At 69.9% G+C, this 21,954-nt stretch carries 34 protein-coding genes; all 34 read left to right on the top strand.

All coding sequences use genetic code 11. From position 1 onward, the window contains the following. The first annotated feature begins 291 nt into the window (after positions 1–291). The 34 genes from rpsJ (at position 292) to glmM (ending at position 21,944) form a co-directional block, all read left to right on the top strand. On the top strand, positions 292–600 hold the full coding sequence (gene rpsJ, locus PU704_RS16820; RefSeq protein WP_003803825.1) for a 30S ribosomal protein S10: 309 nt from the start codon (positions 292–294) through the stop codon (positions 598–600). Between the two features lie 16 nt (positions 601–616). Beyond that, positions 617–1,273: a 50S ribosomal protein L3 gene (gene rplC / locus PU704_RS16825; protein ID WP_047803921.1), complete on the top strand. Its 657-nt coding sequence runs from the start codon at positions 617–619 to the stop codon at positions 1,271–1,273. Positions 1,274–1,279: 6 nt separating this feature from the next. Further along, positions 1,280–1,903 carry a 50S ribosomal protein L4 gene (gene rplD, locus PU704_RS16830; protein ID WP_047803922.1) on the top strand — a complete coding sequence of 208 codons (624 nt, stop codon included), beginning with the start codon at positions 1,280–1,282 and terminating at the stop codon, positions 1,901–1,903. Beyond that, a complete protein-coding gene (gene rplW / locus PU704_RS16835; protein ID WP_047803923.1) occupies positions 1,900–2,205 on the top strand; it encodes a 50S ribosomal protein L23 in 306 nt (101 codons plus the stop codon). The genes rplD and rplW overlap by 4 nt, the downstream gene beginning before the upstream one ends. A 30-nt stretch (positions 2,206–2,235) precedes the next feature. Further along, the gene (rplB, locus tag PU704_RS16840) at positions 2,236–3,075 is read left to right on the top strand and encodes a 50S ribosomal protein L2 (RefSeq protein WP_017833299.1); all 840 of its coding nucleotides are present in this window, start codon (positions 2,236–2,238) and stop codon (positions 3,073–3,075) included. Positions 3,076–3,087: 12 nt separating this feature from the next. Further along, entirely contained in the window at positions 3,088–3,369 is a 282-nt protein-coding gene (rpsS, locus tag PU704_RS16845; RefSeq protein ID WP_047803924.1) for a 30S ribosomal protein S19, read from the top strand. Positions 3,370–3,422: 53 nt separating this feature from the next. Beyond that, a complete protein-coding gene (gene rplV / locus PU704_RS16850) occupies positions 3,423–3,788 on the top strand; it encodes a 50S ribosomal protein L22 (protein WP_047803925.1) in 366 nt (121 codons plus the stop codon). Further along, positions 3,789–4,640: a 30S ribosomal protein S3 gene (rpsC, locus tag PU704_RS16855; RefSeq protein ID WP_162459451.1), complete on the top strand. Its 852-nt coding sequence runs from the start codon at positions 3,789–3,791 to the stop codon at positions 4,638–4,640. Continuing rightward, the gene (gene rplP, locus PU704_RS16860; protein WP_047803927.1) at positions 4,641–5,057 is read left to right on the top strand and encodes a 50S ribosomal protein L16; all 417 of its coding nucleotides are present in this window, start codon (positions 4,641–4,643) and stop codon (positions 5,055–5,057) included. 2 nt (positions 5,058–5,059) lie between these two features. Next, a complete protein-coding gene (rpmC, locus tag PU704_RS16865; RefSeq protein WP_047803928.1) occupies positions 5,060–5,335 on the top strand; it encodes a 50S ribosomal protein L29 in 276 nt (91 codons plus the stop codon). Then, positions 5,332–5,622: a 30S ribosomal protein S17 gene (gene rpsQ / locus PU704_RS16870; RefSeq protein WP_047803929.1), complete on the top strand. Its 291-nt coding sequence runs from the start codon at positions 5,332–5,334 to the stop codon at positions 5,620–5,622. The genes rpmC and rpsQ overlap by 4 nt, the downstream gene beginning before the upstream one ends. Positions 5,623–5,981: 359 nt before the next feature. Continuing rightward, positions 5,982–6,350 carry a 50S ribosomal protein L14 gene (rplN, locus tag PU704_RS16875; RefSeq protein ID WP_017833306.1) on the top strand — a complete coding sequence of 123 codons (369 nt, stop codon included), beginning with the start codon at positions 5,982–5,984 and terminating at the stop codon, positions 6,348–6,350. Positions 6,351–6,352: 2 nt separating this feature from the next. Then, positions 6,353–6,697 carry a 50S ribosomal protein L24 gene (rplX, locus tag PU704_RS16880; RefSeq protein WP_047804320.1) on the top strand — a complete coding sequence of 115 codons (345 nt, stop codon included), beginning with the start codon at positions 6,353–6,355 and terminating at the stop codon, positions 6,695–6,697. Further along, positions 6,697–7,266 carry a 50S ribosomal protein L5 gene (gene rplE, locus PU704_RS16885; protein ID WP_047804319.1) on the top strand — a complete coding sequence of 190 codons (570 nt, stop codon included), beginning with the start codon at positions 6,697–6,699 and terminating at the stop codon, positions 7,264–7,266. Before rplX ends, rplE begins: the two co-directional genes overlap by 1 nt. Before the next feature lie 78 nt (positions 7,267–7,344). Then, on the top strand, positions 7,345–7,743 hold the full coding sequence (gene rpsH / locus PU704_RS16890) for a 30S ribosomal protein S8 (RefSeq protein WP_047804318.1): 399 nt from the start codon (positions 7,345–7,347) through the stop codon (positions 7,741–7,743). A 23-nt stretch (positions 7,744–7,766) separates the two neighbouring features. Then, positions 7,767–8,303: a 50S ribosomal protein L6 gene (gene rplF, locus PU704_RS16895; RefSeq protein ID WP_047804317.1), complete on the top strand. Its 537-nt coding sequence runs from the start codon at positions 7,767–7,769 to the stop codon at positions 8,301–8,303. Between the two features lie 2 nt (positions 8,304–8,305). Further along, a complete protein-coding gene (gene rplR, locus PU704_RS16900; protein ID WP_062734952.1) occupies positions 8,306–8,677 on the top strand; it encodes a 50S ribosomal protein L18 in 372 nt (123 codons plus the stop codon). After that, positions 8,674–9,405 carry a 30S ribosomal protein S5 gene (gene rpsE / locus PU704_RS16905; protein ID WP_047804315.1) on the top strand — a complete coding sequence of 244 codons (732 nt, stop codon included), beginning with the start codon at positions 8,674–8,676 and terminating at the stop codon, positions 9,403–9,405. Before rplR ends, rpsE begins: the two co-directional genes overlap by 4 nt. Then, the gene (gene rpmD, locus PU704_RS16910; RefSeq protein WP_047804314.1) at positions 9,405–9,614 is read left to right on the top strand and encodes a 50S ribosomal protein L30; all 210 of its coding nucleotides are present in this window, start codon (positions 9,405–9,407) and stop codon (positions 9,612–9,614) included. Before rpsE ends, rpmD begins: the two co-directional genes overlap by 1 nt. A 2-nt stretch (positions 9,615–9,616) precedes the next feature. Next, complete coding sequence (gene rplO, locus PU704_RS16915; RefSeq protein ID WP_277552114.1) at positions 9,617–10,117, top strand: 50S ribosomal protein L15; 501 nt, start codon at positions 9,617–9,619, stop codon at positions 10,115–10,117. A 255-nt stretch (positions 10,118–10,372) separates the two neighbouring features. After that, entirely contained in the window at positions 10,373–11,683 is a 1,311-nt protein-coding gene (gene secY, locus PU704_RS16920; RefSeq protein WP_047804313.1) for a preprotein translocase subunit SecY, read from the top strand. A 73-nt stretch (positions 11,684–11,756) separates the two neighbouring features. Then, the gene (locus tag PU704_RS16925) at positions 11,757–12,320 is read left to right on the top strand and encodes an adenylate kinase (RefSeq protein ID WP_047804312.1); all 564 of its coding nucleotides are present in this window, start codon (positions 11,757–11,759) and stop codon (positions 12,318–12,320) included. A gap of 117 nt (positions 12,321–12,437) precedes the next feature. After that, complete coding sequence (map, locus tag PU704_RS16930; RefSeq protein WP_075871100.1) at positions 12,438–13,274, top strand: type I methionyl aminopeptidase; 837 nt, start codon at positions 12,438–12,440, stop codon at positions 13,272–13,274. Positions 13,275–13,312: 38 nt separating this feature from the next. Then, entirely contained in the window at positions 13,313–14,500 is a 1,188-nt protein-coding gene (gene rlmN / locus PU704_RS16935) for a dual-specificity RNA methyltransferase RlmN (RefSeq protein ID WP_047804322.1), read from the top strand. Positions 14,501–14,773: 273 nt separating this feature from the next. Next, a complete protein-coding gene (infA, locus tag PU704_RS16940; RefSeq protein WP_017833319.1) occupies positions 14,774–14,995 on the top strand; it encodes a translation initiation factor IF-1 in 222 nt (73 codons plus the stop codon). A gap of 54 nt (positions 14,996–15,049) precedes the next feature. Further along, on the top strand, positions 15,050–15,163 hold the full coding sequence (gene rpmJ / locus PU704_RS16945) for a 50S ribosomal protein L36 (RefSeq protein ID WP_017833320.1): 114 nt from the start codon (positions 15,050–15,052) through the stop codon (positions 15,161–15,163). A gap of 170 nt (positions 15,164–15,333) precedes the next feature. Beyond that, positions 15,334–15,702 (top strand): 30S ribosomal protein S13, encoded by a 369-nt coding sequence (gene rpsM / locus PU704_RS16950; protein WP_277552115.1) that lies wholly within the window; start codon positions 15,334–15,336, stop codon positions 15,700–15,702. A gap of 94 nt (positions 15,703–15,796) precedes the next feature. After that, a complete protein-coding gene (gene rpsK / locus PU704_RS16955; protein WP_047804309.1) occupies positions 15,797–16,201 on the top strand; it encodes a 30S ribosomal protein S11 in 405 nt (134 codons plus the stop codon). A 139-nt stretch (positions 16,202–16,340) separates the two neighbouring features. Further along, on the top strand, positions 16,341–17,348 hold the full coding sequence (locus PU704_RS16960; protein ID WP_047804308.1) for a DNA-directed RNA polymerase subunit alpha: 1,008 nt from the start codon (positions 16,341–16,343) through the stop codon (positions 17,346–17,348). Between the two features lie 67 nt (positions 17,349–17,415). After that, positions 17,416–18,177, top strand: a complete 762-nt coding sequence (gene rplQ, locus PU704_RS16965) for a 50S ribosomal protein L17, sunset domain variant (protein ID WP_047804307.1) — start codon at positions 17,416–17,418, stop codon at positions 18,175–18,177. A 125-nt stretch (positions 18,178–18,302) separates the two neighbouring features. Then, positions 18,303–19,202 carry a tRNA pseudouridine(38-40) synthase TruA gene (gene truA, locus PU704_RS16970; RefSeq protein WP_277552116.1) on the top strand — a complete coding sequence of 300 codons (900 nt, stop codon included), beginning with the start codon at positions 18,303–18,305 and terminating at the stop codon, positions 19,200–19,202. Positions 19,203–19,463: 261 nt separating this feature from the next. After that, on the top strand, positions 19,464–19,907 hold the full coding sequence (rplM, locus tag PU704_RS16975) for a 50S ribosomal protein L13 (RefSeq protein ID WP_075871103.1): 444 nt from the start codon (positions 19,464–19,466) through the stop codon (positions 19,905–19,907). A gap of 38 nt (positions 19,908–19,945) precedes the next feature. Beyond that, entirely contained in the window at positions 19,946–20,452 is a 507-nt protein-coding gene (gene rpsI, locus PU704_RS16980) for a 30S ribosomal protein S9 (RefSeq protein ID WP_075871104.1), read from the top strand. Positions 20,453–20,588: 136 nt separating this feature from the next. Further along, positions 20,589–21,944 carry a phosphoglucosamine mutase gene (gene glmM / locus PU704_RS16985; protein ID WP_277552117.1) on the top strand — a complete coding sequence of 452 codons (1,356 nt, stop codon included), beginning with the start codon at positions 20,589–20,591 and terminating at the stop codon, positions 21,942–21,944. The last annotated feature ends 10 nt before the right edge of the window (positions 21,945–21,954 follow it).

The following is a 21,954-nucleotide window of genomic DNA, read 5'->3' on the forward strand; positions in this document are numbered from 1 at the left end:
CGGCACCACCCGAGAAGTCGTCGGGACCCGAAGCAGAACCGAGGGCCAGCTGCCCGAGACGCTGCCACGTACGGACCACATACAGCCCACCCCGTTCAGCGGATTCGGTGCGCCCGCGTGTGCTGCACGCGGCGACACGCCCGAGTTCGGGGGTCGGAGCTCCAGCAGGGTGAGGAACCCGGAGGATTCCGGATTCAGTCTGTGTGGAGGGGCGCCCAGCAGGCGGCGCCATGCACAAGGAGCACATGCTCCGTCACAGGGAAGTACTTGAAGAAAGAGAGTCACGACGCCATGGCGGGACAGAAAATCCGCATCCGGCTGAAGTCGTACGACCACGAGGTCATCGACGTCTCGGCCCGGAAGATCGTTGAGACGGTGACGCGCGCAGGCGCCACGGTGGTCGGCCCCGTGCCGCTGCCCACGGAGAAGAACGTGTACTGCGTCATCCGCTCGCCGCACAAGTACAAGGACAGCCGTGAGCACTTCGAGATGCGCACCCACAAGCGGCTGATCGACATCATCGACCCCACGCCGAAGGCCGTCGACTCGCTCATGCGCCTCGACCTGCCGGCTGACGTGAACATCGAAATCAAGCTGTAAAGAGGATCGCATCCCAATGACTACCACTTTCGAACGCCAGGTGAAGGGCCTGCTGGGCACGAAGCTCGGCATGACCCAGGTCTGGGACGAGAACGGGAAGTTCGTGCCGGTGACCGTCGTCAAGGCGGACTCCAACGTCGTGACCCAGCTGCGCAACCAGGACCGGGACGGCTACTCGGCCGTGCAGATCGGGTTCGGTGCGATCGACCCCCGCAAGGTGACCCAGCCGCTGGCCGGCCACTTCGAGAAGGCCGGCGTCACCCCCCGCCGCCACGTCGTCGAGCTCCGCACCGCGGACGCCGACACCTACGAGCTGGGCCAGGAGCTCTCCGTCGAGCTCTTCGAGGCCGGCCAGAAGGTCGACGTCATCGGCAAGACCAAGGGCAAGGGCACGGCCGGTGTGATGAAGCGTCACGGCTTCTCCGGCGTCGGCGCGTCCCACGGTGCCCACAAGAACCACCGCAAGCCGGGATCCATCGGCGGCGCGTCCTACCCCGCTCGCGTGTTCAAGGGCATGCGCATGGCGGGCCGCATGGGCGCCGTCCGTCACACGACGCAGAACCTCACGGTTCACGCCGTGGACGTCGAGAACTCCCTGCTGCTCATCAAGGGCGCCCTGCCGGGCCCCAAGGGTTCGGTCGTCCTCGTCCGCACCGCAGTGAAGGGAGCCTGATAGGCCATGGCAACTCAGACCGTCAACGTCGACCTGCCCGCTGAGATCTTCGACGTCCAGACCAACGTGCCGCTGCTGCACCAGGTCGTCGTCGCCCAGCTGGCGGCCGCCCGCCAGGGCACGCACAAGACCAAGAACCGCGCCGAGGTCTCCGGCGCCGGCCGCAAGCCCTTCAAGCAGAAGGGCACCGGCCGCGCGCGCCAGGGCTCGATCCGCGCCCCGCACATGACCGGCGGCGGCGTGGTGCACGGCCCCACCCCGCGCGACTACAGCCAGCGCACCCCCAAGAAGATGAAGGCCGCCGCCCTGCGCGGAGCCCTCTCGGACCGGGCGCGCAACGGCCGCATCCACGTCGTGGAGGCCGTCGTGGAGGGCTCCGTCCCCAGCACCAAGGGCGCCACGGCGACCCTGCGCGGGCTGACCGACCGGAAGAACCTGCTGGTCGTGCTCCACCGCAACGACGACGTGGCCGCGCTCTCGGTGCGCAACCTCGACGACGTCCACACCGTCTACGCCGACCAGCTCAACACCTACGACGTGCTGGTCTCCGACGACGTGGTCTTCACCAAGGACGCCTTCGAGTCCTTCGTGGCGGCCGCCGGCAAGAAGAAGCAGGAGGACGCCAAGTGAGCGCGACCACCATCAAGGATCCCCGCGACGTCATCATTGCACCCGTCGTCTCGGAGAAGTCCTACGGTCTCATCGACGAGGGCCGCTACACGTTCTTCGTGGCGCCCGACTCGAACAAGACGGAGATCAAGTACGCCGTCGAGCAGATCTTCGGCGTCAAGGTCGAGACCGTGAACACCATCAACCGTGCCGGGAAGCGGAAGCGCACGCGCTTCGGCTGGGGTCAGCGCAAGGGCACCAAGCGTGCCGTTGTGACCCTGAAGGAAGGCACCATCGACATCTTCGGCGGTCCGCTCGCCTGAGCGGAGACCACTTTAACGAGGAACTGACACATGGCTATCCGTAAGCACAAGCCGACAACCCCGGGCCGTCGCGGCTCCTCCGTTGCCGACTTCGCAGAAATCACGCGCACGACCCCCGAGAAGTCGCTGGTCCGGCCGCTGCCCAAGAAGGGCGGCCGGAACAACACCGGCCGCATCACCACCCGGCACAAGGGTGGCGGGCACAAGCGCCAGTACCGCGTCATCGACTTCCGTCGCCACGACAAGGACGGCGTCGACGCCAAGGTCGCGCACATCGAGTACGACCCCAACCGCACGGCGCGCATCGCGCTGCTGCACTTCGTGGACGGCTCCAAGCGCTACATCATCGCGCCGAACAAGCTCTCCCAGGGCGACGTCGTCGAGTCGGGCCCCGGCGCCGACATCAAGCCCGGCAACAACCTCCCGCTGCGCAACATCCCCGTCGGCACCGTGATCCACGCCGTCGAGCTCCGTCCGGGCGGCGGCGCCAAGCTCGCCCGCTCCGCCGGCGCGTCGGTGCAGCTCGTCGCCAAGGAGGGCAAGTACGGCCAGCTGCGCCTGCCCTCCGGCGAGATCCGCAACGTCGACGTCCGCTGCCGCGCGACGGTCGGCGAGGTCGGCAACGCCGAGCAGTCGAACATCAACTGGGGCAAGGCCGGCCGCAACCGCTGGAAGGGCGTCCGCCCGACCGTCCGCGGTGTGGTCATGAACCCCGTCGACCACCCGCACGGTGGTGGCGAGGGCAAGACCTCCGGTGGCCGCCACCCGGTCAACCCGAACGGCAAGCCCGAGGGCCGCACCCGCCGCCCCAACAAGGAGAGCGACAAGCTCATCGTCCGCCGTCGTCGCACCGGCAAGAACAAGCGCTAAGGAGCCTGACACATGCCACGCAGCCTGAAGAAGGGCCCTTTCGTCGATCAGCACCTTTTCCTGAAGGTCGCCAAGGAGAACGACAAGGGCACCAAGAACGTCATCAAGACGTGGTCCCGCCGCTCGATGATCATCCCCGACATGCTCGGGCACACGATCGCCGTGCACGACGGACGCAAGCACATCCCCGTGTTCATCACCGAGTCGATGGTCGGGCACAAGCTCGGCGAGTTCGCTCCCACGCGGACCTTCCGCGGCCATGTGAAGGACGACAAGAAGGGCAAGCGCCGCTGATCCTCCGGGATCCCGCAGCGTGAGCACTTCGAGAAGACGAGAGAAGGAAAGCAATGGAAGCCAAGGCATCTGCGCGCTACATCCGCGTGACGCCTATGAAGGCCCGGCGCGTCGTCAACCTGATTCGTGGCCAACAGGCGAATGAGGCTCTGGCGATTCTGAAGTTCGCCCCCCAGGGCGCTTCGGAGCCGGTGTTCAAGGTCCTCCAGTCGGCGGTCGCCAACGCGCGCCAGCTGGCCGACCGCGACGGCCTGCCGTTCAAGGAGGACGAGCTCGTGGTGAGCGAGGCCTTCGTCGACGAGGGTCCGACCATGAAGCGGTTCCAGCCGCGCGCCCAGGGCCGCGCCTACCGCATCAACAAGCGCACGAGCCACATCACCGTGATCGTGGCGAGCCCTGACAGCGAGGAGGTCCGCTAAGTGGGACAGAAGATCAACCCGCACGGGTTCCGGCTGGGCATCACCACCGACCACGTGTCGCACTGGTACGCGGACTCCACCAAGGAGGGCCAGCGGTACAAGGACTACGTCCGTGAGGACATCAAGATCCGCAAGCTCATGTCCACGGGCATGGAGCGCGCCGGCATCTCGAAGGTCGAGATCGAGCGGACCCGGGACCGGGTGCGCGTGGACATCCACACCGCCCGCCCCGGCATCGTCATCGGCCGCCGCGGCGCCGAGGCCGACCGCATCCGCGGCGAGCTCGAGAAGCTCACGGGCAAGCAGATCCAGCTGAACATCCTCGAGGTCAAGAACCCCGAGGTGGACGCCCAGCTGGTCGCCCAGGGCGTCGCCGAGCAGCTCGCCTCCCGCGTGGCCTTCCGCCGCGCCATGAAGAAGGCCATCCAGTCGGCGCAGCGCGCCGGCGCCAAGGGCATCCGGATCCAGTGCGCCGGCCGTCTCGGCGGCGCCGAGATGAGCCGCTCGGAGTTCTACCGCGAAGGCCGTGTGCCCCTGCACACCCTGCGCGCGAACATCGACTACGGCTTCTTCGAGGCGAAGACCACCTTCGGCCGCATCGGCGTGAAGGTCTGGATCTACAAGGGCGACCTCACCGCCAAGGAACTGGCGGCCCAGCAGGCCGCCGCTCCCTCGCGCGGCCGTGGTGGCGACCGTGACCGCCGCGGCGGTCCGGGTGAGCGTCGTGGCGGCGGCGGCGACCGTCGTCGCACCGACCGTAACGACCGTGGCGGACGCCGTGAGCGCGGCGACTCCGCCCCCGCCTCCCAGGCCCCGGCCGCGGGGGCGACCAACGCAGAGGGTGGTAACTAAATGCTCATCCCACGTCGTGTGAAGTTCCGCAAGCAGCACCACCCGAAGCGCACGGGCGCCGCCAAGGGCGGCACCACCGTCGCCTTCGGCGAGTGGGGCATCCAGGCACTCACGCCGGCCTACGTGACGAACCGTCAGATCGAGGCCGCCCGTATCGCCATGACCCGCCACATCAAGCGTGGCGGCAAGGTCTGGATCAACATCTACCCGGACCGTCCCCTGACCAAGAAGCCCGCCGAGACCCGCATGGGCTCCGGCAAGGGCTCGCCCGAGTGGTGGGTCGCCAACGTGAAGCCCGGGCGCGTGATGTTCGAGCTCTCCGGTGTCTCCGAAGAGGTCGCCCGCGAGGCCCTGCGCCTGGCGATCCACAAGCTCCCGATGAAGGCACGCATCGTGCGTCGCGAAGGTGGTGAATGAGAATGGCTGTTGGATCCAAGGATCTCAGCATCGAGAACCTCGCGGCCCTCGACAAGGACTCTCTGGGTGAGGCGCTGCGCAAGGCCAAGACGGAGCTGTTCAACCTCCGTTTCCAGTCCGCAACCGGTCAGCTCGAGAACAACGCCCGCCTGAAGGCGGTCAAGCGCGACATCGCCCGCATCTACACGGTGCTGCGCGAGCGCGAGCTCGGCATCCGGCCCCAGGCGGGCTCCGCCGAGACCACCGCCGAGACCACCTCCGAGGAGGACGCCAAGTGACCGAGCAGATCAACAACGGGGCCGAGCAGGCCCCCGAGCGCGGCGACCGCAAGAGCCGCCGCGGCTACGTGGTCTCCGACAAGATGGACAAGACCGTCGTCGTGCAGCTGCAGGACAACGTCAAGCACGCCCTGTACGGCAAGGTCATGCGCCGCTCGTCGAAGGTCAAGGCCCACGACGAGCAGAACGCTGCCGGCGTCGGCGACCTCGTGCTGATCGCCGAGACCCGGCCGCTGTCCGCCTCCAAGCGGTGGCGGATCGTGGAGATCATCGAGAAGGCGAAGTAGACCGGACCGGCTCCACCGAGCCGGCCACCGCGGCGACGGCCCGTCCCTCCGTGCGAGGGGCGGGCCGCCGCCGTTCCCCGGCGGCCCGGGCGCTGCGGCGTCTGTGCTAAGCTGGTGAGCTTGTATGGGCGTTTTTGTCTGCCCGTGCACCCCACAGCTCTTCGTGCCAGCGCATAATGACCGCGTGCAGGGCGCCTCCGCGCCGCCTGGTGGCGGGTTCAGATGCTCCTGGCATGGAGGGCTGGGCCCGGTCCGGCGCGCGACGCCGGGGGAGGGCACATCATCCGACAAGCTGTTCCGCAAGGCCCGCACCGTGCTCTCGATCGGTGTTGGAACCGGCGTGACGACAGGAGTAATCAGTGATTCAGCAGGAGTCGCGACTGAAGGTCGCCGACAACACGGGTGCGAAGGAAATCCTCACCATCCGTGTTCTCGGTGGATCCGGACGTCGCTACGCAGGCATCGGCGACATCATCGTCGCCACCGTCAAGGACGCGATCCCCGGCGGCAACGTGAAGAAGGGCGACGTCGTCAAGGCCGTCATCGTCCGCACCAAGAAGGAGCGCCGTCGTCCGGACGGTTCCTACATCAAGTTCGACGAGAACGCCGCAGTGATCCTGAAGAACGACGGGGACCCCCGTGGTACTCGCATCTTCGGCCCCGTGGGCCGAGAGCTGCGCGACAAGAAGTTCATGAAGATCATCTCGCTGGCCCCGGAGGTGCTCTGACCATGGCGAAGTTCAAGATCAAGACCGGCGACCTGGTGCAGGTCATCTCCGGCAGCAAGGACAACAAGGGCAAGCAGGGCAAGGTCCTGCGCGTGTTCCCCGAGACCTCCCGCGTGCTCGTCGAGGGCGTCAACGTGGTCACCCGCCACCGCAAGGCCTCCATGCAGGGCGAAGCCGGCGGCATCGAGAAGGTCGAGGCCCCGATCCACGTGTCCAACGTGGCCTTCGTGGACCCGGAGACCAACAAGCCGACCCGCATCGGCTACCGCACCGAGACCGTGGAGCGCGACGGACGCCAGAAGACCGTCCGTGTCCGCGTCTCCAAGAGCACCGGCAAGGATCTGTGATGAGCGAAACCACCGAGATCAGCGTGTCCCCGCGCTTCAAGGACAAGTACCGCGAGACCGTCGTCCCCGCGCTGCAGGAGCAGTTCGGCTACGGCAACGTCATGGAGATCCCGCGCGTCGTCAAGGTCGTCGTGAACATGGGCGTCGGTGACGCCGCCAAGGACTCGAAGCTGATCGACGGCGCGGTCCGCGACCTCACCGCGATCACCGGCCAGAAGCCGCTCGTGACCCGGGCGAAGAAGTCCATCGCGCAGTTCAAGCTGCGCGAGGGCATGCCGATCGGCGCGCACACCACGCTGCGCGGCGACCGCATGTGGGAGTTCCTCGACCGTCTCGTCACCCTGGCCCTGCCGCGCATCCGCGACTTCCGCGGTCTGTCCGACCGCCAGTTCGACGGCAACGGCAACTACACCTTCGGCCTGACCGAGCAGTCGATGTTCCACGAGATCGACCAGGACCGCATCGACCGCGTCCGCGGCATGGACATCACGGTGGTCACCACCGCGAAGACCGACGACGAGGGCCGCGCGCTGCTGAAGGCGCTCGGTTTCCCCTTCAAGACCAACTAATCTCGCTACGTTCCAGGTCTGCTCGCGCGCCGCACGGCGCCGGCGGAAACCGGGACGAGGAAGGGCACGTGCCCCCAAATGACAATGACAGATCCTGTCGCGGACATGCTGACGCGTCTGCGCAACGCCAACTCCGCCTACCACGACTCCGTGAGCATGCCGTACTCGAAGCTCAAGGCCCGGGTCGCGGACATCCTCAAGACCGAGGGCTACATCGCGGACTACAAGGAAGAGGCGGCCGAGGTCGGCAAGACCCTGACGCTGTCCCTGAAGTTCGGTCCCAACCGGGAGCGCTCCATCGCGGGCGTCCGTCGCATCTCCAAGCCGGGCCTGCGCGTCTACGCCAAGTCCACCAACCTCCCCAAGGTCCTGGGCGGCCTGGGCATCGCCATCCTGTCCACCTCCTCCGGGCTGCTGACCGACAAGCAGGCCGCGAAGAAGGGCGTGGGCGGCGAAGTCCTCGCGTACGTCTGGTAACCCGGAACAGAAAGGAAGAGAACATGTCACGTATCGGACGTCTCCCCATCTCTGTGCCGGCCGGTGTGGAGATCAAGATCGACGGCAACGTCGTCTCCGTCAAGGGCGCCAAGGGCGAGCTGCAGCACACCGTTGCCAGCCCGATCACCGTCGCGCTCGAGGACAGCACCCTCACCGTCACCCGCCCCAACGACGAGCGCGAGTCCCGTTCGCTGCACGGGCTCACCCGCACCCTGATCTCCAACATGATCCAGGGCGTCACCCAGGGCTACACCAAGGGCATCGAGATCGTCGGCACCGGTTACCGCGTGCAGGCCAAGGGCCAGGACCTCGAGTTCGCGCTCGGCTACAGCCACCCGATCACCTTCAAGGCCCCGGACGGCATCTCGTTCACCGTCGAGGGTGTCAACAAGCTCTCGGTCAACGGCATCGACAAGCAGCAGGTCGGCGAGGTCGCCGCGAAGATCCGCAAGCTGCGCGCCCCCGAGCCCTACAAGGGCAAGGGCGTGCGCTACGCCGGCGAGCAGATCCGCCGCAAGGCCGGAAAGGCTGGTAAGTAATCATGGCTCTGAAGATCAAGGGCAAGTCCAAGGCCGCCGCGCGCAGCCGCCGCCACGTCCGGGTGCGCAAGCACCTGGCCGGCACGGCCGCCCGCCCGCGCCTGGTCGTCAACCGCTCGGCCCGCCACGTGTTCGTCCAGGTCGTCGACGACACCAAGGGTGTCACCGTCGCCTCGGCGTCCACCATGGAGGCCGACCTGCGCGGTGCCGAGGCGGACAAGACCGCCAAGGCCAAGCGCGTCGGTGAGCTCGTGGCCGAGCGCGCCAAGGCCGCCGGTGTCGAGGCCGTCGTGTTCGACCGCGGCGGCAACAAGTACCACGGTCGCGTGGCGGCTGTCGCCGACGGCGCCCGCGAAGGAGGTCTGGCACTGTGAGCGAGCAGAACAACGAGAAGGAAACCCAGGTGACCGAAGCGAGCACTGCCTCCACGGAGGCGACCGGGGCCCAGCAGACCACCGAGGCCAACCGCTCCCAGGACTCCCGCGGCGACCGCGGGGGCCGTGGCGAGCGCGGCGGCCGCGGTGAGCGCGGGGGCCGCGGCGAGCGCGGCGGCCGCGGCGGCCGTGGCGGGCGCGAGGAGGAGAAGGACAAGTTCCTCGAGCGCGTCGTGACCATCAACCGCGTCTCCAAGGTCGTCAAGGGCGGTCGTCGCTTCAGCTTCACCGCCCTGGTCGTCGTCGGCGACGGCAACGGCATGGTCGGTGTCGGCTACGGCAAGGCCAAGGAGGTGCCGGCCGCGATCTCCAAGGGCGTCGAGGAGGCGAAGAAGAACTTCTTCCGCGTCCCGCGCATCGAGGACCGCACCATCCCGCACCGCGTGCAGGGCGAGGCCGCTGCCGGCGTCGTCATGCTCCGCCCGGCGACCCCCGGTACCGGTGTGATCGCCGGTGGCCCGGTCCGCGCCGTGCTCGAGTGCGCCGGCATCCACGACGTGCTGTCGAAGTCCCTCGGCTCGTCGAACCAGATCAACATCGTGCACGCAACGATCGAGGCGCTCCGCCAGCTCGAGGAGCCGGCGGCCGTCGCGGCCCGTCGTGGGCTGCCGATCGACGAGGTCGTCCCCGGTCCGCTGCTGCGCTCGATCCAGAAGGCAGGTGCCTGATGTCCGGCAAGCGTATCCAGCCCGACGGGGCGGAGCTGCGCATCACGCAGATCCGCTCGGTGGTCGGCCAGAAGCAGAACATGCGTGACACCCTGCGGTCCCTCGGCCTCAAGCGGCCGGGCAACGTCGTGGTCCGCAAGGCCGACGGCGTGACCGCGGGCATGGTCAACACCGTCGCCCACCTGGTCAAGGTCGAGGAGGCCAAGTAACCATGGCAGAGAACACTGCTGAGAACACCACCCGGAGCACCGCTCCGGGCACCGAGAAGGTGCACGCGCTCAAGGTGCACCACCTGCGTCCGGCCCCGGGCGCGAAGACCGCCAAGACCCGCGTGGGTCGCGGTGAGGGCTCCAAGGGCAAGACCGCCGGCCGCGGCACCAAGGGCACCAGTGCCCGGTACCAGGTCAAGGCGGGCTTCGCGGGCGGTCAGCTGCCGCTGCACATGCGCCTGCCCAAGCTGCGCGGGTTCAAGAACCCGTTCCGCGTGGAGTACCAGGTCGTCAACCTCGACAAGCTCTCCGAGCTCTACCCGGAGGGCGGCGAGGTGACCGTGGAGTCGCTCGTGGCCCGCGGCGCGGTCCGGAAGAACCAGCCCGTCAAGGTGCTGGGCTCCGGCGACATCGCCGTCGCGGTCGACGTGAAGGCGCACGCCTTCTCCGGCTCCGCGGCCGAGAAGATCGCCGCCGCCGGCGGCAGCACCACCGCGCTGTGAGCGCGCGCCGTGGGCCCGGGCACGCCCGGGCCCACGGCACCGTCGGAGCAGGCCCCGTCCACGCGAGCGTGGGCGGGGCCTGAGCCGTTGGCCGCCCCGCGGCCCGGCGCGCGCCGGGCCGCCCCGGGCGCGGCGGGTTCGTTAGACTGACCGGAGTCGTCCGTGCCCGCCCGCGCGCGGACCGCAGGACCGAGCTCCCGCCCCACCCCACCCCCGCGGCCGGACGCCGGTCGGACCCAGTTCCTAGGAGGACATGTGCTCAGCGCTTTCGGACGGGCGTTGCGAACCCCCGACCTGCGACGCAAGCTGGGGTTCACCCTCGCCCTCATCGTGCTCTACCGCCTGGGCACGTTCATCCCGGCGCCGGGCGTCGACTACGGCAACGTGCAGCAGTGCCTGGCCCTGGGCACCACCACCGGCGGGGTCTACGACATGGTGAACCTCTTCAGCGGCGGCGCCCTGCTGCAGCTGTCGGTCTTCGCCCTCGGCGTCATGCCCTACATCACCGCGAGCATCATCGTGCAACTGCTGCGCGTGGTCATCCCGCGCTTCCAGGAGCTGCACGAGGAGGGCGCGCAGGGACAGACTCAGCTCACCCAGTACACCCGCTACCTCACGATCGGGCTGGCGCTGCTCAACGCCACCACGATCGTCTCCCTGGCCCGCTCGGGCGCCCTGCTGGGCGACTGCCCGCTGCCGATCATCCCCAACGACACGGTCCTGACGGTCGTCATCATGATCATCACCATGACCGCGGGCACCGCGATCATCATGTGGCTGGGGGAGCGGATCACGGAGAAGGGCGTGGGCAACGGCATGTCCCTGCTGATCTTCACCTCGATCGCCGCGACCTTCCCCTCCGCCCTCGGCGAGATCCTGCGCACCCGTGGCTGGGGCGTGTTCCTGTCGGTGCTGGCCGTGGGTCTCGTGGTGATCACCTGCGTGGTCTTCGTGGAGCAGTCCCAGCGCCGGGTGCGGGTGCAGTACGCCAAGCGGATGGTGGGCCGGCGCACGATCGGCGGCACCACCACCTACATCCCGCTCAAGGTCAACATGGCCGGCGTCATCCCCATCATCTTCGCGTCCTCGATGCTGATGCTGCCCGGCATGCTCTCCCAGTTCGGCATGCCGGACGACGGCTCCGACATCCCCGGCTGGGTCAACTGGATCAACACCTACCTCGTCACCGGGGACCACCCCGTGTACATGGTGCTGTACTTCCTGATGATCGTGTTCTTCACGTACTTCTACGTGTCGATCACGTTCAACCCGGAGGAGGTCTCCAACAACATGAAGCGCTACGGCGGCTTCATCCCCGGCATCCGGGCGGGCCGGCCCACGGAGAAGTACCTGCAGTACGTGCTGAGCCGGATCACCTTCCCGGGGGCCCTCTACCTGGGCATCGTGTCCATGATCCCGCTGGTGGCGCTCGTGCTGGTGGACGCCAACCAGAACTTCCCGTTCGGCGGGCCCTCCCTGCTGATCATGGTGGGCGTGGGCCTGGACACGGTGAAGCAGATCGAGGCGCAGCTGCAGCAGCGCAACTACGAGGGCCTGCTGCGCTGAGCCCGGCCCCGGTCCCCGGGGAGGGTGCCCGGTAGACTGGGGCCGCAGCCATTCCCGACCGCAAGGAGACTTCATGACCCGCATGCTCATCATCGGCCCCCCAGGTGCAGGCAAGGGCACCCAGGCGGTGCGCATCTCGGAGAAGCTGGGCGTGCCGGCCATCTCCACCGGTGACATCTTCCGGGCCAACATCAAGGGCCGGACGGCCCTGGGCCAGGAGGCCAAGAGCTACATCGACGCCGGCGACCTCGTCCCGGACTCGGTGACCAATCGGATGGTGCGCGACCGGCTGGCCGAGACGGACACCGCGGACGGCTTCCTGCTCGACGGCTACCCGCGCAACGCCGCGCAGGTGGAGGAGCTCGACGCGATCCTGGCCGAGCTGGACCAGGAGCTCGACGCCGTGCTCAAGCTGACCGCCGACCGCGACGAGCTCGTCCAGCGGCTCCTCGGCCGGGCGCAGAAGGAGGGCCGCACGGACGACACCGAGGACGTCATCCGGCACCGCCTCGACGTCTACGACGCGGAGACCGCCGCGGTCGTGGACCTCTACGACCGGCGCGGGATCGTCCGCGAGGTCGACGGGCTGGGCAGCGTCGAGGACGTCACCGCACGGATCCTGGCGGAGCTGTCCTGACCGGACGCCCCGCACCGCCGACTCCGTGACACCCCCGGACACCCCCGGGGGTCTCACGTTTAACCCACGACCGCCGCGAGCACCCGACCTCGGGCAGCGGCCCGGAAGGAACACCGCATGTTCGGCCGCCGCCGGATCGAGTACAAGACCAACGCCCAGCTGCGCACCATGCAGCGCGCCGGGGTGGTGACCTCGCGCGCCCTCGACGCCGCCGTGGCGGCCGCCGTGCCCGGGGTGACCACCGCCTCCCTCGACGCCGTGTTCCGCTCCGTGCTCGAGGAGCACAGCGCGAGCTCCAACTTCCTCGGCTACTACGGCTACCCGGCCGCGGTGTGCGTGTCCGTCAACGAGGTCGTGGTGCACGGCATCCCCGGCGAGCAGGTGCTGCAGGAGGGCGACATCCTCTCCGTGGACGGCGGGGCGATCGTCGACGGCTGGCACGGGGACTCGGCGCGCACCGTGCTGCTCGGCCGCCCGGACCCCGCCGACGCGGAGCTGTCCGAGGTCACCCGCCAGGCCATGTGGCGCGGGATCGCCGCCGTCGCCGGCGGCACGCACGTCGGCGACATCGGCGCGGCCGTGGAGGACCACGTCCGCCAGGTCTCCGGGCACCGGTTCGGGATCCTGGAGGAGTACGTGGGGCACGGGATCGGCTCCAAGATGCACATGGCCCCCGACGTCCTGAACTTCCGCAGCACCGACCGCGGGCCCCGGCTGCGCCCGGGGATGGCCCTCGCCATCGAGCCGATGCTCGTGCGCGGGGGGATCGGCACCCGCGTGCTCGACGACGACTGGACCGTGGTCACCACCGACGGCGCCCGCTCCAGCCAGTGGGAGCACTCCGTGGCCCTGCACGCCGACGGCATCTGGGTGCTCACGGCCGAGGACGGCGGCGCCTCGGAGCTCGAGCCGCTCGGCGTCACCCCGGTCCCGATCCCGGAGGACCGCCCGTGACCCGGCAGACCGACCCACGACCCCCCGAGGAGACCACCGTGACCCAGGCACCGCAGCAGAGCGGCCCGGCCGGCGGCCGGACCGCGACGCCCGTCGAGCTCACCGTCCGCCCGAAACCCGGCCAACTGACCTTCACCGCGCCGCGCCGGGGCAAGCCGCCGAAGCACCTCGCCGACTTCGACCTCGCGGGCCGCCGCGAGTTCCTGACGCAGCTCGGGCACAAGCCGTTCCGCGCGGGGCAGCTCTCCCGGCACTACTTCGACCGGCTCGCCTCGGCCCCCGAGGACATGACCGACCTGCCCGCGGCCGGGCGGGAGGAGCTGGTGGCGCAGGCCCTGCCGACGCTGCTCACCTCCGTGCGCACGCTCGAGGCGGACCAGGGCGCCACGCTCAAGAGCGTGCACCGGCTCTTCGACGGGGCGATGGTGGAGTCGGTGCTGATGCGCTACACCAACCGGGTGACGATGTGCATCTCCTCGCAGGCCGGGTGCGGGATGAACTGCCCGTTCTGCGCCACCGGGCAGGCCGGGCTGACCCGCAACCTCTCGACCGCCGAGATGGTCGAGCAGGTGGTCCAGGGCGCGCGCCTGCTGCGCGGCGGCAAGGTGGGCCGGGCCGAGCAGGAGCCGCTGCGCGTCTCCAACATCGTGTTCATGGGGATGGGGGAGGCCCTGGCCAACTACAAGGCCACCCTGGGCGCCGTGCACCGGCTGATCGACCCCTCGCCCGAGGGCCTCGGCATCTCCGCGCGCGGGATCACCATGTCCACCGTCGGCCTGGTCCCCGGGATCCGGAAGTTCACCCGGGAGAAGCTGCCCGTGACGCTCGCCCTGTCCCTGCACGCCCCGGACGACGAGCTGCGCGACGACCTGATCCCGATCAACACCCGGTGGAAGGTGGACGAGGCCCTCGACGCCGCCCGCGAGTACTACGACGTCACCGGCCGGCGGGTGTCCATCGAGTACGCCCTGATCCGCGACATCAACGACCAGGGCTGGCGGGCCGACCTGCTGGGGGAGAAGCTCAACGCCCGGGGGGCCGGCTGGGTGCACGTGAACCCCATCCCGCTCAACCCGACCCCCGGCTCCAAGTGGACCGCGTCCCGGCCGGGCGTGGAGCAGAACTTCGTGGAGCGCCTGCGCGCCCACGGCATCCCCACGACCGTGCGGGACACCCGCGGCTCGGACATCGACGGCGCCTGCGGGCAGCTCGCCGCCGTGGTCTGAGTCGTGGTCCGAGCCGTGCCCTGAGCCGTGGCCCGGGCGGCGCGGCCCCGGGGGTGCCTCCCGCGTTGCGGGCGGCACCCCCGATCACGTAGAGTGTTCTGTTGGTTGTCTGTGCTCCAGCGATTCCGCACTCATCGGACCCCGCCGACCCTCACCGTGCACCACGAACGGTGATGGTGCGCGCGTACAGGTCCGCTGCGGCGTTTAACGACGATGTACACCCGAAACCCTGCCCGCCGCCCCGGCGGGGGGCACCTGAAGTTAGCGGAGGATATGGCCAAGAAAGACGGAGTCATCGAGATCGAAGGCACTGTGGTCGAGGCTCTGCCCAACGCGATGTTCCGCGTTGAGCTGAACAACGGTCACCTGGTCCTCGCCCACATCTCCGGCAAGATGCGCCAGCACTACATCCGGATCCTCCCCGAGGACCGCGTGGTGGTGGAGCTGAGCCCGTACGACCTCACCCGCGGTCGTATCGTCTACCGCTACAAGTAGGACCGGCGGCCGTCCGGGCCGCACCCACTCGAGAGAACGACGCGAAGGAATGCGATGAAGGTCCAACCGAGCGTGAAGCCGATCTGCGACAAGTGCAAGGTGATCCGCCGCAACGGGCGGGTCATGGTGATCTGCGAGAACCCGCGCCACAAACAGCGTCAGGGCTGACCAGCCCCGACCACCCACGCAAGTGGAACCACGAAAGGCACCGCTCCCGACCGGAGAGATCCAGGCGGGTGCCCCCGGTACAGAGGCCGGGGACCGGCGGACGAACATGACGTCACCGACCGGACAGCGATGCTCCAGACCTCTGGAACAGCACAAGGAGAACCGCCGATATGGCTCGTCTCGCAGGCGTCGACCTTCCCCGTGAGAAGCGGCTGGAAGTCGCGCTCACCTACATCTACGGCGTGGGCCGCACCCGCGCGCTGGCAACCCTGGGCGCCACCGGCGTCTCGGGCGACCTGCGCGTGCGCGAGCTCACCGATGCCCAGCTCGTGGAGCTGCGCGACTACATCGAGGACAACTACAAGGTTGAGGGTGACCTCCGCCGCGAGGTGGCCGCCGACATCCGCCGCAAGGTCGAGATCGGCAGCTACCAGGGCATCCGGCACCGCCGCGGCCTGCCGGTGCACGGCCAGCGCACCAAGACCAACGCCCGCACCCGCAAGGGTCCCAAGCGCACGGTCGCCGGCAAGAAGAAGTAGCCGGCTGCCGCTCGCACGCCGGGACCCCACGGTCCCCCGAGCGGCCCACCACCACTCTTCACCGCCCTTCCTGAAAACTTTGTAGGAGACATCCATGCCCCCGAAGACTCGCGCAGCGGCTGCCCGCAAGCCCCGCCGCAAGGACAAGAAGAACGTCACCCAGGGCCAGGCCCACATCAAGTCGACGTTCAACAACACCATCGTCACCATCACCGACCCCACCGGCGCCGTCCTCTCCTGGTCCTCCGCCGGGGAGATGGGGTTCAAGGGCTCGCGCAAGTCCACCCCGTTCGCCGCCCAGATGGCCGCCGAGGCCGCCGCCAAGCGCGCGCAGGAGCACGGCGTGCGCAAGGTCGACGTGTTCGTCAAGGGCCCGGGCTCCGGGCGCGAGACCGCCATCCGCTCCCTGCAGGCCACCGGCCTCGAGGTCGGCTCCATCTCGGACGTCACCCCGAGCGCGCACAACGGTTGCCGCCCGCCGAAGCGCCGCCGCGTCTGATGCGAGCGTGCCCATCGGGACCCCGCCGGGGTCCCGATGGGCACGCCGACTGAAGGACCGGGCACCGGTCCGCACCCATCAACTGTTTTCCACCATTTGCGCGCGTCATATAGCGGATGCCCGCTGAAAGGAAACATCAGTGCTCATCGCACAGCGCCCCACCCTCTCCGAAGAGGTCGTGGCCGACAACCGGTCCCGCTTCGTGATCGAACCGCTCGAGCCCGGCTTCGGCTACACCCTCGGCAACTCCCTCCGCCGCACGCTGCTCTCCTCCATCCCCGGTGCTGCCGTGACCAGCATCCGGCTCGACGGGGTGCTCCACGAGTTCTCCACCGTGGAGGGCGTGAAGGAGGACGTCACCGAGATCATCCTCAACGTCAAGAAGCTCGCCGTGTCCTCGGAGCAGGACGAGCCCGTCGTCGCCTACCTGCGCAAGCAGGGCCCGGGCGTCGTGACCGCCGCGGACATCACGGCCCCGGCCGGCGTGGAGATCCACAACCCGGACCTGCACATCGCCACGCTCAACGCGAAGGGCCAGCTCGAGCTCGAGCTGACCATCGAGCGCGGCCGCGGCTACGTCTCGGCCGCCCAGAACAAGGCGGGCGACGCGGAGATCGGCCGCATCCCGGTCGACTCCATCTACTCGCCGGTGCTCAAGGTGACCTTCCGCGTGGAGGCCACCCGCGTGGAGCAGCGCACCGACTTCGACAAGCTGGTGCTGGACGTGGAGACCAAGGAGGCCATCACCCCGCGTGACGCCGTGGCCTCCGCCGGCACCACCCTGGTCGAGCTGTTCGGTCTGGCCCGCGAGCTCAACACGGCCGCCGAGGGCATCGAGATCGGCCCCTCGCCGACCGACGCCGCGATGGCCGCCGACATGGCGCTGCCCATCGAGGACCTCGAGCTCACCGTGCGGTCCTACAACTGCCTCAAGCGCGAGGGCATCCACACCGTGGGTGAGCTCGTGGGCCGCTCCGAGGCGGACCTGATGGACATCCGCAACTTCGGCGCCAAGTCGATCGACGAGGTGAAGGCCAAGCTCGTCGACCTCGGCCTGTCCCTCAAGGACTCGCCCCCCGGCTTCGACCTCGCCGCTCGCGCCGCCGCGATCGACGACGAGAACCCGTTCGACGACGACGACCACTAGTCCTTCCCGCTGAGGTCCCACCGGCCGCCCGGCCCGGGCGGGACGAACTTCCAGGAGATCAACAACCATGCCTACTCCCACCAAGGGACCCCGCCTCGGAGGCGGACCCGCCCACGAGCGCCTGATGCTGGCGAACCTGTCCCAGCAGCTGTTCGAGCACAAGCGCATCACCACCACCGTCACCAAGGCGAAGCGGATGCGTCCCTACGCCGAGCGGCTGATCACCTTCGCCAAGCGCGGTGACCTGGCCGCCCGCCGGCGCGTGCTCGCGCAGCTGACCGACAAGTCCGTGGTGCACGAGCTGTTCACCACCATCGCCTCGGCGATGGAGGACCGCAACGGCGGCTACACCCGCATCACCAAGATCGGCAACCGCAAGGGCGACAACGCCCCCATGGCCGTCATCGAGCTCGTGATGGAGCCCGTCGCGACCAAGGCCACCGTGGCCGAGGCCGAGCGCGCCACCGCGAAGGCCGCCCCGGCGCCCGCCGCCCCGGTGGACACCCCGGCCGACAGCACCGCCGCCGAGGTCGCCGCCGAGGAGATCCCCGCCGAGGAGCAGGCCCCCGAGGTCGGCTCCGAGCAGGCCGCGGAGGTCGCCGCCGAGAACACCGAGGCGGAGTTCCCCGGCTCGCACGCCCCGCTGGAGTCCGGCGAGGCCCCCGAGGGGTTCGAGATCAAGGGCAACCGGAACTCGATGAAGTACCACGTGCCCGGTTCGCGCTGGTACGCGGGCACCACCGCCGAGATCTGGTTCGACTCCCCGGCCAACGCCGAGGCCGCCGGCTTCCAGCCGGCCGGCGGGTCCGCCGCGCAGAAGCTGCGCTGAGCGGGTCCGTCCGGACGAACACCGCGCACGCCGCCGGGGACCTGGTCCCCGGCGGCGTTGCCGTGCCCGGCCCCGCACGCCCGAGCGCGAGCCCTGCCGCCGCCCCCTGATCGAGAGGAACGCCCATGACCGAGTCCCCCGTGCGGGTGCGGATCGACCTGGCCTACGACGGAGCGCCCTTCGCCGGGTGGGCCCGCCAGCCGGGGCTGCCCACCGTCCAGGGCTCCCTCGAGGACGCCCTGGCCGTGCTGGTGCGCCGGGAGGTGCGGGTCGTGGTGGCGGGCCGGACCGACACCGGTGTCCACGCCCGCGGACAGGTGGTGCACCTGGACCTCACCCCGGAGGAGTGGCGCGGTCTCGCCCGCGGCCGCGGGGAGGACCCCGGGGCCGCGCTCGAGCGCCGGCTCACCGGTGCGCTCGGCCACGTGCTGGGGCGCGGCCGCCGCGAGGGCGGCCTGCCGGAGAGCCCGGGGGCGGTCGTGGTGCGCCGCGCCGCGGCCGCGCCGGCGGGCTTCGACGCCCGGTTCTCGGCCGTCTCGCGCCGCTACAGCTACCGGATCGACGACGGCGCGGCGGGCCACGACCCGCTGACCCGCCACCTGACCTGGTGGACCAAGGACGAGCTGGACGCCGGCGCGATGGCCGCCGCCGTGCAGGAGCTGGTCGGGCTGCACGACTTCCTCTCGTTCTGCCGGCCGCGGGAGGGCGCCACCACGGTGCGGGAGGTCCTCGCCGTGTCCGTCGAGCGGGACCGGGACGGCCTGGTGGTGCTCGGCATCGAGGCGGACGCGTTCTGCCACCACATGGTCCGCTCCGTCGTCGGCGCCGCGGCCCGCGTGGGCGCCGGGCGCGAGGGCCGGGACTGGCTGGGCCGCCGCCTGGCGGACCGGGTGCGCGACGCGCGGGTGCTCCTGGCGCCCCCGCACGCCCTCGTCCTCGAGGAGGTGCGCTACCCGGGCGACGCCGGACTGGGGGAGCGGGCCGAGCGCACCCGCGCCCTCCGGGACCCCCTGCACCGGGATTGACCGCCGCACCGTCCGGGTGTATGCCGCGGAGTGGTCTTTGCCCGTCCGATCCGGTAACGTGGGGTGCTGTTGTGCGTGTCCCGCCTCGGTTCACGTGTACCCGGATCCGCCGTCCAGTTGCAGGACGCATGGCGCTCCGGTGCACCGGGGTCTCGGGCACCGGATGCAGCTCGGCCCTCACCCGAGCCCCGGACGGCACACCGAGAAACGGCGTGATCCCAACTAGCGCCACCGAGAGAACCCGAACGAAGGCAAACTAACGTGCGTACGTACACCCCGAAGCCCGGTGACATTCAGCGCCAGTGGCACGTCATCGATGCCACCGACGTCGTCCTGGGTCGTCTTGCCAGCCAGACCGCAACGCTGCTGCGCGGAAAGCACAAGCCGACCTTTGCTCCCCACGTGGACGCCGGTGATTTCGTCATCATCATCAACGCCGAGAAGGTCGCCCTGACCGGCTCCAAGCTCGAGAAGAAGCGGGCCTACCGCCACTCCGGCTACCCGGGCGGACTCAAGTCCACCTCCTACGCCGAGCTGCTGGAGAAGAACCCGGTCCGCGCCGTGGAGAAGGCCATCCGTGGCATGCTTCCGAAGAACAAGCTGGCCGCCCAGCAGATGTCCAAGCTCAAGGTCTACGCCGGCCCGGAGCACCCCCACGGTGCCCAGCAGCCCCAGGCCTTCGAGTTCACCCAGGTCGCCCAGTAGTTCCGGGCCTACGAGACAAGAACTGATCGAGGAGAATCGTGGCTCAGAACACTGAAGAGCAGAACACCGTGGACGTCGAGGAGCAGCTGAGCAGCTACACCTCCGAGTCGGCCCCCGCCGGGGAGACCGCCGTCGCCGCCGAGCGCCCGGCCCTGACCGTCTCCGGCCAGGCCGTGGGCCGCCGCAAGGAGGCCGTCGCCCGCGTGCGCGTCGTCCCCGGCTCCGGCCAGTGGACCATCAACGGCCGCACCCTGGAGAACTACTTCCCGAACAAGCTGCACCAGCAGGAGGTCAACGACCCCTTCCGGCTGCTGGAGCTCGAGGGCGCCTACGACGTCATCGCCCGCATCCACGGCGGTGGCCCCTCCGGCCAGGCCGGCGCGCTGCGCCACGGCGTGGCCCGTGCCCTGAACGAGATCGACGTGGAGAACAACCGGCCCACGCTCAAGAAGGCCGGCTTCCTCACCCGTGACCCGCGCGTCATCGAGCGCAAGAAGGCCGGTCTCAAGAAGGCCCGCAAGGCCCCGCAGTACTCCAAGCGCTGATCGACGGGCCGCCCGGCCCGCTCGCCCAGCCCCACGGACCCCGTCCGCCCCGGTGCCCACCGGACGCGGACGGGGTCCGTGCGTTCGTGCGCCGCCTCACGCATCCCGCGTCGAGGGGAACGTAGGATGGGGGGCGATGTCTAGATTATTCGGAACGGACGGCGTGCGCGGGCTCGCGAACGACCTCCTCACAGCCAACATGACCCTGGACCTGGCCCAGGCCGCCGCCATCGTGCTGGGCCACGGCCACGCCCCCTCGGGGCGGCGCCCCACCGCGGTCGTCGCCCGGGACGGGCGCGCCAGCGGCGAGTTCCTCAGCGCCGCCGTCTCCGCCGGCCTCGCCGGGTCGGGGGTGGACGTGCACGACGCCGGAGTGCTGCCGACCCCCGCGCTGGCCTACCTGGTCGCGGACCTGGACGCCGACTTCGGGGTGATGATCTCCGCCTCGCACAACCCGGCCCCGGACAACGGGATCAAGTTCCTCGCCCACGGCGGGCGCAAGCTGCCCGACCGCGTGGAGGACGAGATCCAGGCGGTCTTCGAGGCCGGTGACTTCCGCCGCCCCACGGGCGCCGGGGTGGGACGCATCCACCTGCTCACGGACGCGGAGGACCGCTACGTCCTGCACCTGGTCGGGGCGATCCCGCACCGGCTGGAGGGCCTCAGCGTGGTCCTGGACTGCGCCAACGGCGCCGCCAGCGGCGTCTCCCCGGACGCGTTCCGCGGCGCGGGCGCCGAGGTGCACGTCATCGGCGCGGAGCCCGACGGCCTGAACATCAACGACGGCTGCGGCTCGACCCACCTGGAGCCCCTCCGCCGGGCCGTCGTGGAGCTCGGCGCCGATCTCGGGATCGCCCACGACGGCGACGCGGACCGCTGCCTCGCCGTGGACGCCTCCGGCCGGGAGGTGGACGGCGACCAGATCATGGCGATCCTCGCCCTGGCGATGAAGGACGCCGGCCGGCTCGTCGGCGACACCCTGGTGGCGACCGTGATGAGCAATCTCGGGCTCAAGCTCGCCCTGCGGGAGGCGGGCATCGAGCTGCGCGAGACCGCGGTGGGGGACCGCTACGTCCTCGAGACCATGACCGAGCACGGCTACAACCTGGGCGGGGAGCAGTCCGGCCACGTGATCATGTCCGACTTCGCGACCACGGGGGACGGCCTGCTGACCGGGCTGATGCTGGCCTCGCGCGTGGCCCAGACCCGGGCGCCGCTCGCGGAGCTGGCCACGGTGATGACCCGCCTGCCGCAGGTGCTGCTGAACGTGCGCGGCGTGGACCGCGCCGCGGTGGGCTCCAACCCCGGGGTGCAGGCGGCCGTCGCGGAGGTCGAGCAGCGCCTCGGCGAGACGGGCCGGGTGCTGCTGCGCCCGTCGGGAACGGAGCCCGTGGTCCGGGTGATGGTCGAGGCGGCCTCCGAGGAGGCCGCCCGGGCGGAGACGGAGTACCTCGCCTCGGTGGTGGAGCGGGAGCTGGCCCTCACGGTCTGAGCCGCCGCCG

Origin of the sequence: Kocuria oceani, assembly GCF_029524215.1 — a bacterium.
GTDB classification, from domain to species: Bacteria; Actinomycetota; Actinomycetes; order Actinomycetales; family Micrococcaceae; genus Kocuria; species Kocuria oceani.

Excerpts from the sequence above, each read along its gene's own strand:
- rplC (WP_047803921.1), top strand. The coding sequence starts at position 617 with ATGACTACCACTTTCGAACGCCAGGTGAAGGGCCTGCTGGGCACGAAG.
- rplX (WP_047804320.1), top strand. The coding sequence starts at position 6,353 with ATGGCGAAGTTCAAGATCAAGACCGGCGACCTGGTGCAGGTCATCTCC.
- rplF (WP_047804317.1), top strand. The coding sequence starts at position 7,767 with ATGTCACGTATCGGACGTCTCCCCATCTCTGTGCCGGCCGGTGTGGAG.
- rpmJ (WP_017833320.1), top strand. The coding sequence starts at position 15,050 with ATGAAGGTCCAACCGAGCGTGAAGCCGATCTGCGACAAGTGCAAGGTG.
- rpsJ (WP_003803825.1), top strand. The coding sequence starts at position 292 with ATGGCGGGACAGAAAATCCGCATCCGGCTGAAGTCGTACGACCACGAG.
- rpsS (WP_047803924.1), top strand. The coding sequence starts at position 3,088 with ATGCCACGCAGCCTGAAGAAGGGCCCTTTCGTCGATCAGCACCTTTTC.
- infA (WP_017833319.1), top strand. The coding sequence starts at position 14,774 with ATGGCCAAGAAAGACGGAGTCATCGAGATCGAAGGCACTGTGGTCGAG.
- rplD (WP_047803922.1), top strand. The coding sequence starts at position 1,280 with ATGGCAACTCAGACCGTCAACGTCGACCTGCCCGCTGAGATCTTCGAC.
- map (WP_075871100.1), top strand. The coding sequence starts at position 12,438 with ATGTTCGGCCGCCGCCGGATCGAGTACAAGACCAACGCCCAGCTGCGC.
- rplQ (WP_047804307.1), top strand. The coding sequence starts at position 17,416 with ATGCCTACTCCCACCAAGGGACCCCGCCTCGGAGGCGGACCCGCCCAC.
- rpsM (WP_277552115.1), top strand. The coding sequence starts at position 15,334 with ATGGCTCGTCTCGCAGGCGTCGACCTTCCCCGTGAGAAGCGGCTGGAA.
- rpmC (WP_047803928.1), top strand. The coding sequence starts at position 5,060 with ATGGCTGTTGGATCCAAGGATCTCAGCATCGAGAACCTCGCGGCCCTC.
- glmM (WP_277552117.1), top strand. The coding sequence starts at position 20,589 with ATGTCTAGATTATTCGGAACGGACGGCGTGCGCGGGCTCGCGAACGAC.
- rpmD (WP_047804314.1), top strand. The coding sequence starts at position 9,405 with ATGTCCGGCAAGCGTATCCAGCCCGACGGGGCGGAGCTGCGCATCACG.
- rplP (WP_047803927.1), top strand. The coding sequence starts at position 4,641 with ATGCTCATCCCACGTCGTGTGAAGTTCCGCAAGCAGCACCACCCGAAG.
- rplR (WP_062734952.1), top strand. The coding sequence starts at position 8,306 with ATGGCTCTGAAGATCAAGGGCAAGTCCAAGGCCGCCGCGCGCAGCCGC.
- rplE (WP_047804319.1), top strand. The coding sequence starts at position 6,697 with ATGAGCGAAACCACCGAGATCAGCGTGTCCCCGCGCTTCAAGGACAAG.
- truA (WP_277552116.1), top strand. The coding sequence starts at position 18,303 with ATGACCGAGTCCCCCGTGCGGGTGCGGATCGACCTGGCCTACGACGGA.
- rplO (WP_277552114.1), top strand. The coding sequence starts at position 9,617 with ATGGCAGAGAACACTGCTGAGAACACCACCCGGAGCACCGCTCCGGGC.
- PU704_RS16925 (WP_047804312.1), top strand. The coding sequence starts at position 11,757 with ATGACCCGCATGCTCATCATCGGCCCCCCAGGTGCAGGCAAGGGCACC.
- rplB (WP_017833299.1), top strand. The coding sequence starts at position 2,236 with ATGGCTATCCGTAAGCACAAGCCGACAACCCCGGGCCGTCGCGGCTCC.
- rplV (WP_047803925.1), top strand. The coding sequence starts at position 3,423 with ATGGAAGCCAAGGCATCTGCGCGCTACATCCGCGTGACGCCTATGAAG.
- rpsH (WP_047804318.1), top strand. The coding sequence starts at position 7,345 with ATGACAATGACAGATCCTGTCGCGGACATGCTGACGCGTCTGCGCAAC.
- rpsK (WP_047804309.1), top strand. The coding sequence starts at position 15,797 with ATGCCCCCGAAGACTCGCGCAGCGGCTGCCCGCAAGCCCCGCCGCAAG.